Consider the following 19,131-nt stretch of genomic DNA (forward strand, 5'->3'; position numbering starts at 1 on the left):
CTTATGTATAGTGTCATTATTGTAGATGATGAGCCATGGGCGATTAAAGGGATAAGGAATGCCTTTGACTGGAGCAAACACGGATTTGAAATAACCGGTCAGTTCACAAGCGTTCATAAAGCATTTGAGTTTATATGCGAGGAAAATCCCGACCTGATCGTTACGGACATTAGAATGCCTGAAATTTCCGGGCTAGAGCTGATGAGGATGACCAGAGAAAAGGGCAAGCATGCCGACTTTGTAGTTGTAAGCGGTTTCGCCGAATTTGCCTATGCGCAGGAGGCAATAAGATACGGGGCGCTGGATTATTTCTTGAAGCCTATCGATATCGAGTTGGCGGAAACCTTAATTAATAAGCTGGCTGTCCATTTTGCCAACAAAAGAGGCCATCGTAATAACCTTATCCTGGAGGCGTTAATGTCGGCGGACGAACATGAATTGAGCCGTTTAACTCCTTTTTTTGATTCTTCTTCGAATGATGACTATTATCGCGCGCTTATTCTTTATTCGAATCGCGATCAAATCAGCGGCAAAAAGAGGTTTGATGTCAAGCATGCCTTGGAGATAGAGCTGGGATCTAGAAAAACGCTATACATACTTAAAAGCGGCAAATTGGCGGATTTGAAGGGACTTGCTTTGGCGGGTTTGGTGGGATCAGATATTAAAGCTGCGGGAATCAGCAGCATCTCGAATCATTACAAGGATGTTGCCAAGCTGATCAAGGAATCCGATCTGGCGGCCTCGAAGGTCTTTTTAAATGAGGATGAAAAGGGTTTATTCGAATTCGAGCAAAAGCTGAATACAGTCAAGCCTTTTATAGATAGCATTTCTGTCATTATTCAGGAGAAACAATTCGAAGCTTTGGAAGATACCATGGGGAGGCTCAAAAACGACTTCAGCAAAAATAATGCCGGCATGGGGGAGGTTGTTTATTTATGGAATCAGGTGGTCGGCGTATTATTGGCTTCCTTTTACGAGGAGCTGAAAGACATGGAGCTGGGCTTCCTCAATTATTCCGAGCTCAAGGAGCGCTTCGAGAACTTTGAGTCCTTATGCGGTTTTTTGTATGATGTCCTTCTCTATATCCGGCAGCTGAACCGCCAATGCGAAAGTGAAGGCGATATCGGTTCCTATTTCGCCCAGATGGTGAAATATATCGATAATCACTATTCAACCAAGCTGTATCTAAAAGATTTATCCGCAAAGTTTTTCCTTAATCAGGTCTATTGCTGCCAGCTGTTCAAGAAAAACTTGGGGAAAACCTTCTCGGAATATGTCACGGAACTCAGGATAAACAAAGCCTGCGAGCTGTTGAAGCATACGGAAATGTCCGTTGAGGAAGTAGCATTAAAGGTAGGAATCATGGATTATTATTATTTCAATAAAGTATTCAAGAAGCAATGCGGAATAACCCCCGCAAAGTACAGAAAATGCTGATTTTTAAATTAACGTATCGGAGTGGGCAGCTTGAAGATCAGCAGACTGAAGCTTAAGCATCAGATCTTCCTTATCGTGTTATTTACGGTCATCATCTTTACCTTTATGGAGGCTTATTTCTATTTCAGCTTTTATAATCTGACCCAGACAAGGGCCGCTAATTACGGCAATAAAATAATTGAGCAGACGCGCCAAAAGATCGATTCGGTGTTTAACGATATAAAGATCAGCACGAATACTGCTGTAGATAATAGGAAAATTCAGGAATTTACAACGGCGGATAATGATTACACGAGAGATATCGATATCGGCAATTACGTCATCGACCTGATGGAGTACATGAGATCCTTCAATTCCTATGTAAGCGGCATTGTCATTAATGATAATGAAGGCAGAAAGGTTTACAGCGTCGATTCGAAAACCGGCGATATCTTTTTCCTGAATCATTATAACGCGTTTATCAATAAGTACAAAAACGACAGCGAAGCTTTAAAAGAAGGAAGGTTTACGGATTTGTTGAAAGACGGCAAATCAGGAAATAAATATTTCTTTTATGTGGCACCTATTATCGAATCGATAGGCGGCGTTCATTTTTCGCAAAGAACCGGCTTTTGTTCCATTATGGTCAATATCGGAAAGCTGCAGGAGCTGATCGAAAACACGGAGCTTACGCCTCACTCCGCCCTGTATATTCTGAACAGCAGCAACGAAGTTATAGCTTCCAACCAGGCAGGCTTCCGCGGCGTTTTGTTCGAGGATATCCTGTCGGCGGACCGGGACAGCTTGACAAGCGGAGTGAAAACGAAGATTAACGGGGAGAAGGTTATCGTCCAGGAGAAAGGTCTGGAACAAGCAGACGGGTGGAGCATCGTCAGTATTATTCCGGTTCATGAATTGACGGCGGACATGAACCCCATTAAACACAACAGCATTGTAGCCGGAATCGGAATCATTCTGAGCCTCTTTATTCTCGGTTATTTCTTCCTGAATAATTTGACGCGGCCGGTTATGGGCCTTGTAGCGGATATGAGGAAAATCGGCAAGCGGGAGGGCTTTAGAGTAAAGGTCCGTTCGACGAATGAAGTTGGGGTGCTCGCTTACGATATCAATCGGATGATTGATAAAATGGAGAATATGTCCAGCCATGTTATTAGCACGCAAGCACGATTATACGAATCGGAGCTCAATAAGAAGCAGGCGGAGTTTTCCGCTCTACAAAGTCAAATCAATCCGCATTTTCTTTATAATACTTTAAATTGCATCAGCGGCATCGGGCTGGAATACGGCAGCAAGGAAATCGCTCAAATTACCTCGTGTATGTCCAAGATTTTCCGATATAGCGTGAAAGAGGATGAGCTGGTACGGATCAGCGAAGAAATCGAATGCATTAAGGCTTATTTGAATATTATCTCTATTCGATATGAGAACAAATTTGCAATGGAAGTGCGCATAAACCAGAAGCTATTGAACCTGCAAACACCAAAAATGATTTTGCAGCCCATTGTGGAGAATGCCGTTTACCATGGACTTGAGAGAGTGGATGCAGGAGGAGAGCTTAAGGTAAGCGGCCATTTCGATGCCAATGGAGACATATGCTTCACGATAACGGATTCGGGAAGAGGAATGGATGAGGAGAGGCTTAGACAGCTAAGAGAGAAGCTGAATGCGGAGTATTCGGACAGAGGATCGGGGAAAAGCATCGGGCTGCCTAATATTAATAACCGAATAAAGCTGCTGTTCGGAGATAGCTACGGCGTAGTAGACATCGTTAGCCGGTTGGGATGCGGAACGACCATAATCGTCAAAATACCAGCTTTGGAACAATAATGGCAATAAGGGATGGTTCCGCTACGTTGGATCAGTTGAAGAAAGATCAATAGATTTGTCCACCTTCCATACTTCCTTTTCCTTGAGCATCTCTTGAAATTATTGCTATAATTTCCTAATAGAGCTTCAGGAGAGAGAGCATGCAAAGGAAAAAGGGGGATGGAAGATGGAGCAATGCAATGAAAGCTTTATTATAAGCATCGACCGTTTCAAGCCGCATACCTTTCATTTGGAAGAGGGAGACGGTCTTTTTATCTCGCATTCTCATGATTACGACGAATTGACTTTGGTTCTGGATGGCGAAGGCTATTACAGTTCCCCGGAACAAAACATAAAGGTTAGCGCGGGAAGCTTGATCCTGATTCCTCCCGGGCTGCATCACGGCTTTGTTTGCACGAAGCCTTGGAGAGGGGTATCCGTTCATTTCAGCCATGAGCGAATTCCGCTCCAATCCCGGTTTCTGTTTCATGCCGGATACGAATGTAATCGAATTCAACATATTCAGCTTGACGAGGAAGATACCGAGTGGGCGGAAATCAGCTATAGCCAGCTGGAGAAGGAATGGAAGAAAGATCGGGGCAGCATGGATTCCTTCAATATAATGAGAATCGCTTTCGAGACGGTGATCGTCTTATTCCAGCGATATCAAGCCCCCTCTTCCCAAACGGCCCGAAGCAAGAATGATCAGGCGATTATTCAGGAAGTACTGAAAGAAATTCACGCCAGATTCTATAGTCAGCTTACGGTTCATGAGCTGGCCTCCAAGCATTTTGTATCGGAGAGCAATTTGCGCAAGAAGTTTACCGAGATCGTTGGCGTATCGCCGAAGCAATACATGATTAATCTGCGGATGGAGGAGGCGAAGCGTCTGCTGCGGCAGACCGACAAAGCCATCGAATCGATTTCCTCCGAGGTTGGCTTCACCTCCTCCAGCCGGTTCTATGATTTCTTCGTGAAAGCGGCTGGGGTAACACCGTTCGAATGGCGCAAACAAAACATGAAATAACGATTCCTATGAAGCTGTCTCTTGGGGCAAAGTCATTAAGTTAAGTCTATCTTAATGGCATTGCTCCAAGAGACGGCTTTTTTTCGACCGTCGAAATCGATTTGGCTATTCCGCTTTTTGAACAAAAAATAAAGCGCTTTCGTAATTGTTCGCCGAGGGGAGTCTCCTAGATAATAGGAGATGAAAGACGTAATGCTGAAGGAGCAAGAAAAGGAGAGAGTAGATGACACAAGCTAAGACATTCTGTAACCCTATTGTTGCAAACGCTGGCGATCCATGGGTGTATAAGCATACGGACGGTTATTACTACTACATGTGTACGCTGGGAAGCCGTCTGGAACTGACGCAATCCGCCAGCTTGACGGGACTTGCGGGGGGGCGCAAGCAAACAATTTGGACACCTGAGGCTGGAGGCTCGTACAGCAGCAATCTGTGGGCGCCGGAAATTCACTTCCTGAATAACAAATGGTACATCTACTACACCGCTAATGATGGAGGAGGGGATGATACCCGCCGGATTTGCGTCCTGGAGAATGAGCAGGCGGATCCGCTTGAGGGCAAGTGGAAGTGGAAGGGCGCGTTGCAGACTCCCGTACCCGGTCTGGACGGAACCGTTCTTGAGATGGGAGAGCAGCTGTACTTCCTGTACGCCGGATATGGTCACTTTCCGGATTACGGATCAGCCATCTATATCATGCGGATGACGAATCCGTGGACCTTAACCGGAGAACAGACCTTGCTGACGGCACCAACCCTGGAATGGGAGAAGCAAGGAGGCATGGCCATAAATGAGGGACCTGTTATGCTGAAGCGTAACGGAAAAGTATTCCTTATTTATTCCGCCAGCACGACCTGGTCCGAGGATTATTCGCTTGGGATGCTGACCATGGAGGATTCGGCCGATCCGATGGCTGCGGATTCCTGGAAGAAAACGATGCAGCCGGTATTTAAGAAGAGCGTGGAGAACGGGGTATACGCAACCGGACATAACAGCTTTACCAAGTCGCCTGATGATCAGGAGGATTGGATTGTTTACCATGCGCTCCATGCGCCGGGAGTGGAGACCAAGCATCGTGCTACCCGTATTCAGAAGTTTGGCTGGCATCCGGACGGATCGCCTGATTTTGGAGTGCCTTACGGGGATACGTTTGCCTTGAATGTGCCATCGGGGGAATAAGCAACAGCTCTTTTTTTTGCCAATTGATACATCAATTCTGTAACTAAATAGTTTTTCTGCTAGGTAAAACGAAAGGGAAGCTCTATAATACGCAGGATTTGATGAGATTAGCGTTATTAATTCCATTATTTTAAAATGAAAACGTTGACATTAAGGGGGATAAATATGGGAACGATGAAGAAACGTTTGCTTAACTTGATGCTTGTATCCGTACTGACCGGTTCCGCCCTGGCGGCCTGCAGCAACAACAATAATGATCCTAAGGAGTCCTCGGACCCGGCCGCAACAACCGATAGCTCGCAAGCGCCGGCAGAGACGACGGCTTTCTCGGATATCAGCCCAACGATTCGCGGCAATAAAACCCCAACCCAAGAGCAGATGGATGAAGTCAACAACACGTTAAACGATACTTATCTTGGCGACCTGTACGACGAGAAAATTCCAAGCCATTATGATGCTTATCCTTATAAAAAGGATGTCACGCTGGACGTATGGCTGCCGGCCGATTCCCAGATTCCGGATATGAACAACCAGGTCGTACAGAAGCAGGTTGAGAAATTAACCGGCATCAAGGTTAATTTCATTACGCCTCCGGTTGGACAGGAAGCGGATGCGTTTACGCTGATGATGTCTTCGGGCGAGCTGCCGGACATTATTATCGAGCCGGAACGTTACCCAGGCGGACTTGAAGCGGGCGTTAAAGACGGCGCTTATCTGGATTTGACGGATTACATGGATAAATACGCTCCGAACTATAGCGAATGGCGCAACTCCGATGAGACTAGAAGAAAAACAACGGTAACGGACAGCGGCAAGCTGCTGGGCTTCTACGGCATCGCTCCTTATTCCGAATGGATGTGGTTCGGCATGCTGATCAAGAAGGAAGCGCTTGAGAAGACGGGGCTCGAAGTGCCGAATACGATTGACGAATGGCATACGTTCCTGACCAAAGCGAAGGAAGTCGGCTACAGCGAGCCGCTTAACTACGGTTCCACTTACGGCCAGATCTTTACGGGCATCATCAACGGTGCTTATGGCGTATGGGACTGGACGTTTATGGATGCGGACGGCAAGGTGCAATGGGGACCTGCCCAGCCTAAGGCGAAGGAATACCTGGCTACCATGCAGCAATGGAACAAAGAGGGACTGCTGAACAAAGACTGGGCGACAGCGGACTTCAATCAGCGGATGGCAAGCGCTATTTCGGCTAAAACCGCCGTTATGATGGATTCTCCGGATACGATGTGGAGCTACTGGAAGCAGCAGAACAATATTGACTTCGTTGGCGCTTTGAACCCGGTTCTGAATGCCGGCGACAAGGCGGCAACTACTTACAAGAACTTCAAAAGAACCGGCAGATCAGCTGCCATTACAACGCAGGCTGGCGACGTGGAAGCGGCTATGAGATTTCTTGATTTTGCTTACAGCAAGAAGGGCTGGGAGATTCTGAACTACGGCGAATACGGCAAGGTGCATCTGGTTGACGAGACAGGAAAGCCTTACTTCCAGCCGGATAGCTATATTTACAAAGATCCGGACGGTCAACCGGTGGCGACAACCCTTGTGAAATACCGCATGCACTCCTGGCCGGATATCCGCGACGAGCACAACTCCAATCCGCTTATCGTGGCAGAAGGCAGCTATTCGGGCGACATCCGGAAAAGCTGGACGGAAAATATGGACACTAGCGTAGCCATGCCTCCGATTACGTTCACGACGGAAGAAGCCTCCCGCGAGGCGGAGCTTGGCAACCAGCTGTCGACGCTGCGCAATGAATATTTTGCCAAGATTATCAAGGGCCAGCTGCCGGTAGATGCATACGACAAATTTTTGAGCGAAGCGAAGAAGATGGGGCTTGACGAGTTCCTGAGCATCCATCAGGCTGCGCTTGACCGGTATAACGCACGGTAATTTCAAGTTCAGGTTCATACAGGAGATAAACGGGCATGGCTGTCTGCGGAATCCGCAGGCGGCGATGCCCTACCTGGGAAATAAGGCGGTGGAAGCATGAGAACGGGTCAAATCATCAAAAAAGACGTTAGAAAAAACTGGTTTGTCTATTTATTGGCGGTACCTGTCATCGCATGGTTTGTGATTTTCTGCTATGGGCCGATGTGGGGACTGTTAATCGCGTTTAAGGATTTTAAGCCTCTGCTTGGTTTTTCGAACAGCGATTGGGTAGGCCTGAAACATTTTATCGATTTCTTCGAGGGACCGTATTTCTGGCGGGTCGTCAAAAATACGCTGCTTCTGAACGTATGGGGACTTGCCTTTGGCTTCACCGCTCCGATTATTTTGGCGTTATTGCTCAATGAAATACGCGACGGCAAGTTCAAGAAGCTGGTACAGACGATCACTTACATGCCGCATTTTATCTCTCTGGTTGTCGTCTGCGGGATGATTCATATTTTCACGGCGGATGAAGGGGTTATTACCCAGCTGCTTCAGCTGATCACAGGTAAGGATTATACCTCTTTGCTCGGGTATTCCCAATTTTTCAGGCCGATCTATACGTTCTCCGACATCTGGCAGACGATCGGGTGGTCCAGCATCATCTATCTCGCAGCCATGAGCTCGATCGATTCGACGCTGTACGAAGCGGCGGATATGGACGGAATCGGCAGACTGAAGAAAATGTGGCATATTACGCTGCCGCAGATCAGCCCGGTCATTATCATTCTGTTTATTTTCGCCGTAGGCGGCATCATGGCGTCCAGCTATGAGAAGATTATCCTTCTCTACAATCCGCTTACTTACGATAGAGCCGATGTTATTGCATCCTATGTCTACCGGAGAGGCTTGCGCGAAGCAAGCTTGAGCTATTCGACGGCCGTAGGCCTTATCAGCTCGTTAGTCAACTTTGCCCTGCTCTGGGTAACGAACAAAATAGCAAGCCGCAAATCCGAAGTGAGCTTATGGTAGAAAGGGGAGGCTTTTACGATGAAATATCATTCGATCAGCAGCAGAGCATTTGATGTCATGATCTATGTCCTGCTTACGGTTTTAACATTGTGCTGCCTGTATCCGATCGTCCATATCATCTTCGCTTCCGTCAGCGATCCGGCAAGACTGGTTGCGCATAAAGGCATTCTTTTAAAGCCGCTTGGCCTTACGATGGACGGCTATAAGCTGATTTTTAAGGATAACAGTCTATTAGTCGGCTACAAGAATACCATCTTGTATGTAGGGCTTGGAACGCTGGTGAATATGCTCATGACGATTATGGGCGCTTTCGTTCTGTCCAGACGCGATTTGTATTTCAAGAAATATATCATGATCATCATAACCGTGACGATGTTCTTTGGCGGCGGTTTGATTCCGTGGTTCTTATTAATGAAGGATATCGGCCTGTACAACAATCTATGGGCCATGATTCTGCCTACGGCCCTGAATACATGGAATATGATCGTGCTCCGTACCGGCTTCCAGTCGATTCCGACTGAGCTCGAGGAAGCGGCGATTATCGACGGCGCAAGCCAGCTGAAGCTGCTCGTAAACGTAATTTTGCCGTTGTCCAAGGCAACGCTCGCCGTTATTTTCCTCTATTATCTCGTAGGCAACTGGAACTCCTGGTTTAACGCGATGGTCTTGCTGAAGGACCGGGATCAGTTCCCGCTGCAGCTGCTGCTTAAGGAGATTCTGGTGGCGAACGATTCCACGGCTACGACTCAGGGCAGCGCCGGCGGCGTTGTAATCGACAGTGCATCCAGCGCGACCGCTTTCCGGGAATTGGTGAAGTATTGCACGATCGTCTTCTCCACGCTGCCGATTCTGATGGTATATCCGTTTCTTCAGAAATATTTTGTTAAGGGCGTCTATGTTGGTTCTATTAAAGGCTAATTGCAAAGGAGCTTGCTAACCTATGAAACCTACGATTCCCCGTCCCGAATTTCCGCGTCCTCAGTGGATTCGGCCTGATTGGATCAACCTGAACGGGCAGTGGCAGTTCGAGATCGACCATGGCAAAAGCGGCAAGGAGCGCGGCTTCCAGGAGCCCGGTCTTGAGCTGTCCGGCACGATTACCGTGCCGTTCTGCCCGGAGAGCAAGCTCTCGGGCGTGGAATACAAGGATTTTATGGCAGCGGTCTGGTACAAAAGAGAGATTATTCTTCCGGATGATTGGGCAAACGACGGGCGAGTTCTGCTTCACTTTGGCGCCGTGGATTACGAGGCCGAGGTATGGGTGAACGGTACGTCGGTAGGCAGGCACCGCGGCGGTTATTCCTCCTTCAGCTTTGATATTACTTCTGCGGTCTCGGCGGGAAGCAACGTAATTACCGTTTACGCGGTAGACGACCTTCGATCAGGACGTCAGCCGCGTGGCAAGCAATGCGGAGGGTATTATTCATCAGGCTGCGATTATACCCGCACAACGGGCATCTGGCAGACGGTATGGCTGGAGCGGGTACCGGAGGCTTATTTGGCAGGGATGAAGCTTGTCCCGGACCCGGACAATGCATGTGCGCATCTGGAGCTGCAGCTTAGCGGAAGCGGGGTTAAGACAGGCACCAGGCTGGCTGTAAAAGCCTTGTATGAAGGCGCGGCGGCTGGCGAAGCGGCAATTGCCGTATCCGGTCCGTCGGCAAAGCTGACGCTCCCGTTATCGGCGGTTCATCTCTGGGAGCCGGGCAGTCCCGAGCTGTATGATCTCGAGCTGAGTCTGGTTCGGGATGGACAGACGCTTGATACGGTCCAATCTTATTTTGGGCTTCGCTCGGTGAAGCTGGACGGGATGGCATTCCGCATTAACGGCAAATCCGTATTCCAGCGGCTTGTGCTGGATCAGGGCTTTTACCCGGACGGCGTCTATACGGCGCCAAGCGACGAGGATCTCCGCAAGGATATCGAGATCTCGATGGGGCTTGGTTTTAACGGCGCAAGACTGCATGAGAAAATATTCGAGCCCCGGTTCCTGTACTGGGCGGATAAGCTTGGTTACCTCGTATGGGGCGAGCATGCCAACTGGGGATTGGACATTACGACTTCGGAGGGGCTGGCCGGCTTTTTGCCGGAATGGCTGGAAGGAGTGGAGCGCGATCTCAACCATCCCGCGCTTATTGGCTGGTGCCCGTTTAACGAGACTTGGGATAAGGACGGGACCAGGCAAAATAACGAGGTGCTCCGCATTGTCTATGAGGTGACGAAGCGGATGGACCCGACGCGTCCGGTTATCGATACTAGCGGTAGCTTCCATGTCGTCACGGATATATTTGACGTTCACGATTACGATCAGAATCCAGAGACGTTCAGGGCGAGATACGAGCCGATGAAAAGCGGCGGCGAAGTGTTTAATACGTTTCCCAAGAGGCAGCAGTATGAAGGTCAGCCTTATTTCGTCAGCGAATACGGCGGGATCTGGTGGAATCCGGACCAGAAGGATGAGAAGTCGTGGGGCTACGGCGACCGTCCGGCATCGGAGGAGGACTTTCTTGCCCGATATGCGGGGCTTACGGATACGCTGCTGGATCATCCCATGATGTTTGGCTTCTGCTACACGCAGCTGTATGATGTGGAGCAGGAAGTAAACGGCTTGTATACGTACGACAGACGGGCGAAATTTGACCCTGAGCTGATCCGCCGTATTAACAGCCGCAAGGCGGTAATAGAGGATTAAATTGTGAGGCTTCCGGGCAACCGGAAGTCTTTTGTTATGTAAGCAACGCAAGACTTCAGGGTAACCGGAAGTCTTTTGTTTTGTTGCTAGAAGGAGGAATAGGGAGGGTGACCCTATAATATGTAGTTGCGAGGTGATTTTATGAAACAGCTTGGAATACTCTTCTGTGTGTTGTTGCTGTTGCTAACCGGATGCCAGAACTCCGATGATGGGATTGCTAAAGCCCAGGAGAAGATCGAGCAATCCAATCTCACTTTTAGAATCCCAAAACTAGACGGATATGAAGTTAATTATGTGCAACGCGTCGGTCCGCCAAAGGATGAGCAGGGTAATGCCATTGGGGACAAGCAAGAGGTTCTTGTTACTTATACCGATCATAAGGGCAAGCTGATGAAGCCGGCAGACGAACAGAAAGCAGATAAGGAAAGAGATATCTTATATGGACCTTATCAAGGTGAAACGTTCATTACGATAACCTATAGCAGTTTCGAGTCTGATCTGGATAATAGTCAGGATATAGTAATTGACGGTGAGCAAGTTCAGAGAGCAGTTGCAGGCGAGCGCACTTTGCTTCTTTTTAACGGTGAGGAAGGTTCAATCATGTTGGAGTATAACAAATTAGATGAAGCTGCTATTACGCAACTGACTGAACAGGTAGTCAAAGAGAATAAATAGATCTAACCGATTAAGACTTCCGGATTTCCGGAAGTCTTTTTTTGTAATTTGAAGGAAGAATAAGTCTCCTTCTTAAGACCCTGGTACGGACGTAAAGTACTATTTATTTGGTAATTTTTGTCGAAGTTATTGAAATGACATATACAATATATATAATATATCTTGTGTGAGTGCCACAGCTATGATGCACGGCTAGGAGGTGGGAAGCCAGCGTTTCGTTTTCGAATTTGCAGCATCACTAATTAAACCATAAGAGGTGTGAAAACATGATTCGAAAGTTAACGGCAATCAGTCTAGCAATTGTCAGTACGCTGTCTTTCACGGCGGCAGGATCGTATGCCGATCCGCAGCCGGCGGCACAAGGATCCACCATTTCATGGCCGGACAAACAACAACTTCCAACCTTCAAGCAGCCTAAGCAGCTGGAGGTTGCGGACATTTATGATGCTCCGGGCGATGTGAAGCTTATGCTGTCTACCTTGCAGGGGATTGTCAACCGTAAGGAGCCCCGTATCTACCTGCTGGAAAGCAAGGAGGAAGGCAAGTTCAAATGGCTGAATGATCTGGATGTCGACTATAAAGTGCGCGACGATTATTTTGACCTTTTGAAAAAGTTCCAAAAAGAAGTAAAGGGTATCATTATCTATGATCCTAACGTACCGGATTCCGTAAACGTGGCTACAACGCTGGCGGGGCTTCGTGACGGCGTGGCTGTAAGCCCAGAGCTGGCCGCAAAGCTGGAAGCCGCACCGTATAACTTCAAAGTAATCGAGGATCTTCAAGGCAAATTCAAAGACCGCGTAGACGCTTATACATGGGAGTACGAGAACTTGTGGAAGGAAACAACCCACCGGATGCTGGTTGGTTTGAGCCCTGAAGTATCCGCGCGTCCGCCTGCGAATCAGCCGGATACTTACAAGGTTGTAGCGCAGGAGCAGACGGAAGAGCGCGATGCGAAGAACCGCAAAGTGTATGATCTCGACCTGTCGTCCTTCTTGGCGAAGCCTGATGTGTACGTGAAGTTCGGGGATGCTTTTACCCAGGATGGCTGGGGTTCGGCGGTTCACGAAATTTCGGTGAAGGCTGACGGAGTGGAGATTGCGCACTTCTTGCCGGGTACGGATGCAGAGAAGCCTTTCCTGTATGACCCGCAAAGCTCCCAGGTATCTTCGGGCAGCGGCGGCCACCGCTTTGCGGATGGCGGCAACTATTTCACGTACAAGTTCACGCCGCCTGCCGGCACGAAGGCTCTGACCATGTCGGTTGAGATGTGGAATGAGTACAAGGTGAGCGCGACCAATGACCAGCCGTTCTCTTCCCTGACGAAGGAGCCATACGGTTACCTGCGCGATTATGCGGTAGCGAACAAAGCGATGGTCTTCTGGCTGGATTCCAATGATCCGGCGGAGAAGGAGCTGTTCGAGAAAATCCTGTCCGATGTGAAGCCGGGAACTCCGTATCTCGGATGGTTCAGCAACGATTTCCAAGGCGAGTTCAGCGGCGTAGAGGTTGCTTCGAATCATGGCGTATACGTGCTTGCGGCGGACTGGTTCAGCAATATGACCGTGTTCTCCGGCACGAAGCCGGAATTCTCGAAGCCTAAAGCTCCGAAGCCGGTGAAGCTGGATAACAAAATTTACGTAACGTATACCTTCAGCGAAGGCGACAACCTGCAATATAACCAGCATAGACTGCGGAATTTGTGGGATGATCCAAAACGCGGCCAGGTGCCGATCAACTGGACTTCCAGCCCGCTGCTCTACGATGCCGCTCCTGCCATGCTGAACTACTTCTATGGCACGGCAACGGCTAACGATCAGATTATCGCAGGTCCTTCCGGAGCGGGTTACTTCTACCCTGCAGCTTGGCCGGAGAAGGCTCTCACCGATTATCTGAAAAACACGAAAGACTACCTGAAGAAAACAGGCATGAACATTCCGTATGTGCTTAACCGTCTGAATGGTGAAAACCTCCCGCTCAGCAAAGAGAACAATGCGGCATACCGCGATCAATATGAAGTGCCTGGTCTGTTCATCGGCTGGGATAACTTCACTAAAGTAGACATTGTAGACGGTGTTCCAACGTCTAACATCCAAGGCGTAGGCTCCGTCAACGATACGAAAAAAGCTCTCGCGGATGCCAAAGCGAAATGGGACGGCAAATCGCCGCTGTTCGTATCCCTCGGCATTCTGGCATGGGGCATGACGCCAACGGATCTGGCGAACGTTACAGCCGAGCTTGGTCCTGAGTATCAAGTGGTCCTCGCGGACCAATACTTCTCGCTGATCCGCGACGCCAACGGCTTGAAAAAGTAACCTGATCAGACAAAGACCTCCGGGGTTGCCGGAGGTCTTTGTCATTTCCGAGACTAAAGCTGACTGTCCCGTCCTTGCCAAACTGTCCGTCCACGCCGCTTGTCCGTCCTTGCCAAACTGACCGTCCGACCGAGTCAAACTGACCGACCTTGCCAGACTGTCCATCCACGCCGCTTGTCTGACCGTGCCAAGCTGACCGTCCTTGCCTAGCTGACCTACTACGCCGCCTGTCCGACCGTGCCAAGCTGACCGTCCTTGCCAACCTGATCGTCACTCGCTAACGAAACGTAGTAACCTTATTTGTGACAAATCGACTATCTGCCGAATCTAACGAACCGTAGTAACGCTATTTGGCACATATAAGGTCATATGCCGCACAAAACCATCGAATAGCGATACGTAGTTTCTTTAGAACATCAAAAGCTCCGAAATCGGGCAAATAGCGATACGTAGTTTCGTTAGCCGTAGCCACAACTTGGGATTAGCCGCGTTAGTTGGTGGATATGCAGATTACTTGAGTATCGCACGCGATCATATTATGCGCACCGAAGTCACAATCCTCCCTCAAACCTGATCATCGTAATAGCTACAACTCAAATCCTCCAGCGACCAAAGCTTGGACGTTCTTTGAAGCTAGTCCAAGCTAACGAAACGTAGTATCGTTATTTACTGGAAAACAGCCGCATTCGGATTCTAACGAAACTGAGTAACGTATTTGGCTGATTAGAGACCACATGGTGCTTAAAAGCAGCAAATAACGATCTGTAGTTTCGTTAGAATTTCAAAAGCCCCAAAAACGGGCGAATAGCGATACATAGTTTCGTTAGCCTCCTCTGGAGCAGCAACAGCAACAGCAACAGCAACAGCAACAGCAACACAGCAAGCACGCGCTCAGACGGCGAGCGGACCATCATCACACCCGTAAAGCGTATGTACGATACCGCTGTTTACCGCTGGCTACTATTAGAAGCCGGAGGTCGACCAGCCTGACTAGGATCCGGCGCGCATATTGGTCCGAAACCCGCAGATGGGCAGCGAGCTCGGAAGGAACAAACGGCCGCAGCAGCCTTCTGGCGTAACGGATGGTCTCCGCTTCAAGACAGCCCAAAGACTCCGGCACATCCGCCGCAATGAATTTACCTATAAAGGAGAGCACGAGCTGCTGGCAGCGCTTAGGTTCCTCAACGATGGAGAGGTAAGCAACCGGCAGGAACACCCAGTTGTCCAAAGCGAGCAGGCAATGCCGCCAGCACAGATCCTTAAACCGCCGCACATCCAGATCCCGGGCATGAGGACCGTAGCCTTGGATTTCTATGCCGCCTTTTGCGTCTCCGCCAGGCATATAAGCCAAATCGAGATAGCGATAACCGTTGTGGAAATCTTGCACCTCCCACTCCGGGTAGAGGTGTTTGAAGCTGCCGACGGCCGGGAACCAGACCAAACGCAGAAATTCGATCGTGCCGTGTCCAAGTCCTTTCTCCAGCAATTCGCGTCTTCGTGGGTTGTTTTCTTCGCGAATCATGCTCTGCATCCATTCCTCAAAAGCTTGTTCGAATTTGATTATGACCCTCACATCCTTTTCTGAAAAGGGTCATGAAGACAAACAAAAACGCCGCTTCGAAATCGTCTTATCATGGAGATAAAACGAAAATCAAAACGGCGTGTTCTTCACGACCAACTATTTATTAACAGTATAAATTAATAATAAATGAGAAACAAATCGCTCTTTTATGAGAAAAATGAAAGAATTTCCAGCGTATTTCAGCTTTTCTGTGAAAATGTTAATCCAAACTTCATATTTGCATGTGGTACAATTACCCAGAGCATGAATGGTTCAGGGCTTTATACCTACATTTATTCAAGGAGGTATATATGATCATACATAGCATGCAAAAATCTGTGAAGATCATGTCTTGTGTAATGGCTTTAGCGCTTCTCTGGCTTAGTGCTGGACCGCTTGCAAGCGTTTCTGCAGCAGAAGCGGGAACAACGGTTCGGGTAAATGGCGAGAACGCGAAGCTGTCAGATTCCATTATTACACAAAAGAACAGAATGTATGTACCGGCAGCGCGCATTGCTACGATGCTTGGCGCCGAGATCAGCTGGGACAGCAATAATGAAGAACTTACAATAGATACAGCCTATAATGATGAAGTTGTATTCGGCAACGGCGTACCGGTCGTGTATTTCAACGACAGCCGTTACAAGATGGATGCGGTACCGTTCATGGAAGACGGCAGAATGTACGTGCCTCTCCGCCAGCTGGCTGACGTGCTCCATGCAGACCTGACGTGGGATACCGATTCGAATACGGCAAAGTTAACCGATGTGGACCGTGCGGCCGTAACCGATGAATACGGTCTTGCAGAGATCAGCAAGGAATACGGAATCAGCGCCGCGACTTTGCTCAAGCGCAACGGTTTAAACAGCAAGGATCAGGTAAAGCCCGGAACAAAATTGAAAGTTGTTATCCCTTCATTCTTGGATAATCCGGCTTCATCTTATACGCAAAGCGATTTAACGCTGCTTGCGAAGATTTCCCAAATTGAAGCAGGCAGAGACTCCTACGAAGGACAGCTTGCCATTGCGAATGTTATTCTGAACCGGGTGAAGGACTCCCGTTTTCCGGATTCCATTCACGATGTAATCTACTCCGGCAAGCAATTCCCCCCAGCTCACAACGGGCTGCTAGACAAGAGCAAGCCGAATGCTAGCGCGCTTCGCGCAGCAAAGGATGCCTTGAACGGGAGAAATAACGTTTATGACGCCGTTTATTTCTACAATCCGAACGTCACCAGAGGATCGTTCTGGAGCAGTCTCGAGGTTGTAGCCAGAATTGGCGGACACAATTTCGCAAGATAACAGGATAAGATCATCGATGCACCTCATCTAATGAGGTGCATTTTTTTATATTGATTTTTACCCCTATCCGGAACAATTTGAAACCTCTTATCGCTGGCCGATGCCTTGCTGGAAGAGAAGAAAAAGCATTTTACAGCCATAATTAGGGAAAAAACATGTCATATAGGTCCGGATACGCAGCTTTATAAATAAAAGTGATTAATATTACAGAATATCTTATAGACATTTTTCGACGAACGCATTGAACCTAACGAAAGCCTGCGTTAGTATTAAGTATAGTAAAAAACAGAGTGTCGAAGTCGGATTTTATAGATTGATGTGAGGTGGATGTTGTTTGCAACTTCAAGTGACGAATAGTCCGTTTACGGGCGAGCAGGCAGAACTGCTTAACAAGCTGCTCCCAACTTTAACAGGATCTCAAATGCAATGGTTGAGCGGTTATTTAGCTTTTTACGGCGCGGGCAATAACACGGCTCTGGCATCGGTTGCCGCAGGAGCAGCTGTTGCGGAAGCGCCTGCGACCGCACTTTCTGTAGTGCCTGCTGTGCCGCAAGGTCCTAAGGATGCTACCATTTTGTTCGGATCGCAAACAGGCAATGCGCAAAGACTGGCTGGCCGTCTTGCTGAAAAGCTGAAAGCCCAAGGCTTTGAAGTAACATTGTCGGCGATGAACAAGTTCAAGACCAACAAATTAAAAGAAGTCGGCTATTTGTTTATCCTCGCAAGCACGCATGGCGAAGGAGATCCGCCGGATAACGCCTTGACGTTCTACGAATTCCTGCATGGCAAACGTGCTCCTAAGCTGGAAGGCATGAAGTTCTCCGTTCTGGCTCTTGGCGACACATCGTACGAATTTTTCTGCAAAACAGGCGCAGACTTTGATTCCCGTCTCGCTGAGCTTGGCGCTGAACGTATCGTTGACCGCGTGGACTGCGACGTTGATTTCGAAGATGCGGCAGCCGGTTGGCTTGCGGCAGTAAGCGGCGCGGTTAGCGCTGCACCATCGGCAGCAGCGGCTCCGCAAGGAGCAGCCGTATCGGCTTCCCCGGCAGCAGCAGGCGAGTCCGAATACTCCCGTTCGAATCCGTTTATGGCTGAAGTGCTGGACAGCTTGAACCTGAACGGCAGAGGCTCCGATCGCGAGACACGCCATTTGGAGCTGTCGCTTGAAGGATCCGGTCTGACTTATGCGCCTGGCGATGCGGTTGGCGTATACGCGCAAAACGATCCTGCATTAGTAAACGACATCATCACGCTTCTTAATTGGGATGCGAATGAGAAGGTTGTAACGGGTAAAGCAGGAGAGACTTCGGCGCTGCGTGAAGCCCTGCTCCATCATTATGAAATTACGGTATTAACGAAGCCGCTGCTGGAAAAAGCCGTTGCTTTCTCGGGCAATGCCAAGCTTGCCGAGCTTGTTAAACCGGAAAATAAAGAAGAACTGAAAGCGTATCTGAACGGACGCGATCTGCTTGACCTGCTCCGTGATTTCGCGCCTTGGACACTGAAAGCAGCGGATGTTGCAAACCTGCTCCGCAAGCTGCCTCCGCGTCTTTATTCGATCGCAAGCAGCATTGAAGCGCATCCGGAAGAAGTGCATCTGACCATCCGCAAGGTGGAATACGAAGCGCATGGCCGTGACCGCAAAGGAGTATGCTCGGTATTTGTATCCGAACGTCTGCAGCCTGGCGACAAGCTGCCGATCTTTATTCAACAGAACCCGAACTTCAAGCCGCCGGTTAGTCCGGAAACGCCTGTGATCATGGTTGGTCCCGGCACTGGTGTTGCTCCATTCCGCGCATTCCTGGAAGAGCGCGAGGAATCGGGTGCCGATGGCCAGACCTGGCTGTTCTACGGCGATCGCCATTTCGTAACGGACTTCCTGTACCAGACGGATTGGCAGCGCATGCTGAAGGACGGCGTATTGTCGAAGCTGGATGTAGCATTCTCCCGTGATTCGGATGAGAAGGTCTACGTACAACACCGCATGCTGGAAAACGGCGCAGAGCTGTACAAGTGGCTGGAAAACGGCGCTCATGTATATGTCTGCGGCGACGAGAAGCACATGGCGCACGACGTTCAATCCGCGATCCTGTCGATTATCGGCCAATACGGCGGCAAATCTCCCGAGGATGCGGCAGCCTACCTGTCCGCTCTGCAAGAGCAAGGACGTTACCAACGCGACGTATACTAGGCGCTCGATCGGCAGCGCATAGCA

13 protein-coding genes are annotated in these 19,131 nt (G+C 49.1%); 12 read left to right on the forward strand and 1 reads right to left on the reverse strand.

Translation table 11 applies throughout. The features are described from left to right. Positions 1-3 precede the first annotated feature (3 nt). From WFJ73_RS01155 to WFJ73_RS01200, 10 genes are all read left to right on the forward strand, one after another. Positions 4-1,437 (forward strand): response regulator transcription factor, encoded by a 1,434-nt coding sequence (locus tag WFJ73_RS01155; protein WP_336771133.1) that lies wholly within the window; start codon positions 4-6, stop codon positions 1,435-1,437. Positions 1,438-1,467: 30 nt separating this feature from the next. Continuing rightward, positions 1,468-3,264, forward strand: coding sequence for a sensor histidine kinase (locus WFJ73_RS01160; RefSeq protein WP_336771135.1), 1,797 nt, complete (start codon positions 1,468-1,470; stop codon positions 3,262-3,264). Positions 3,265-3,430: 166 nt separating this feature from the next. After that, a complete protein-coding gene (locus WFJ73_RS01165) occupies positions 3,431-4,270 on the forward strand; it encodes a helix-turn-helix transcriptional regulator (protein ID WP_336771137.1) in 840 nt (279 codons plus the stop codon). A gap of 223 nt (positions 4,271-4,493) precedes the next feature. Then, entirely contained in the window at positions 4,494-5,447 is a 954-nt protein-coding gene (locus WFJ73_RS01170; RefSeq protein ID WP_336771138.1) for a glycoside hydrolase family 43 protein, read from the forward strand. Positions 5,448-5,612: 165 nt separating this feature from the next. Next, a complete protein-coding gene (locus WFJ73_RS01175) occupies positions 5,613-7,358 on the forward strand; it encodes an ABC transporter substrate-binding protein (protein WP_336771139.1) in 1,746 nt (581 codons plus the stop codon). A gap of 96 nt (positions 7,359-7,454) precedes the next feature. Then, positions 7,455-8,369 (forward strand): ABC transporter permease, encoded by a 915-nt coding sequence (locus tag WFJ73_RS01180; protein WP_336771140.1) that lies wholly within the window; start codon positions 7,455-7,457, stop codon positions 8,367-8,369. Positions 8,370-8,387: 18 nt separating this feature from the next. Then, positions 8,388-9,287 carry a carbohydrate ABC transporter permease gene (locus WFJ73_RS01185; RefSeq protein WP_336771142.1) on the forward strand — a complete coding sequence of 300 codons (900 nt, stop codon included), beginning with the start codon at positions 8,388-8,390 and terminating at the stop codon, positions 9,285-9,287. 22 nt (positions 9,288-9,309) lie between these two features. Then, positions 9,310-11,061, forward strand: a complete 1,752-nt coding sequence (locus tag WFJ73_RS01190) for a glycoside hydrolase family 2 protein (RefSeq protein ID WP_336771143.1) — start codon at positions 9,310-9,312, stop codon at positions 11,059-11,061. A 141-nt stretch (positions 11,062-11,202) separates the two neighbouring features. Continuing rightward, a complete protein-coding gene (locus WFJ73_RS01195; protein ID WP_336771145.1) occupies positions 11,203-11,736 on the forward strand; it encodes a hypothetical protein in 534 nt (177 codons plus the stop codon). A 266-nt stretch (positions 11,737-12,002) separates the two neighbouring features. Then, positions 12,003-14,051 carry a GxGYxYP domain-containing protein gene (locus tag WFJ73_RS01200; RefSeq protein ID WP_336771146.1) on the forward strand — a complete coding sequence of 683 codons (2,049 nt, stop codon included), beginning with the start codon at positions 12,003-12,005 and terminating at the stop codon, positions 14,049-14,051. 913 nt (positions 14,052-14,964) lie between these two features. On the opposite strand, the gene WFJ73_RS01205 is transcribed toward WFJ73_RS01200, so the two are convergent. Then, complete coding sequence (locus tag WFJ73_RS01205; protein WP_442955911.1) at positions 14,965-15,573, reverse strand: transcriptional regulator; 609 nt, start codon at positions 15,571-15,573, stop codon at positions 14,965-14,967. A gap of 350 nt (positions 15,574-15,923) precedes the next feature. Here WFJ73_RS01205 and WFJ73_RS01210 point away from each other — a divergent pair, with 350 nt between their 5' ends. Together WFJ73_RS01210 and WFJ73_RS01215 are read left to right on the forward strand one after the other, a co-directional pair. After that, positions 15,924-16,913, forward strand: a complete 990-nt coding sequence (locus tag WFJ73_RS01210; RefSeq protein WP_336771147.1) for a cell wall hydrolase — start codon at positions 15,924-15,926, stop codon at positions 16,911-16,913. Between the two features lie 334 nt (positions 16,914-17,247). Further along, positions 17,248-19,107 (forward strand): assimilatory sulfite reductase (NADPH) flavoprotein subunit, encoded by a 1,860-nt coding sequence (locus WFJ73_RS01215; RefSeq protein ID WP_336771149.1) that lies wholly within the window; start codon positions 17,248-17,250, stop codon positions 19,105-19,107. Positions 19,108-19,131: the final 24 nt, after the last annotated feature.

This window comes from Paenibacillus sp. MMO-58 (genome assembly GCF_037146255.1).
Taxonomy (GTDB): domain Bacteria; phylum Bacillota; class Bacilli; order Paenibacillales; family Paenibacillaceae; genus Pristimantibacillus.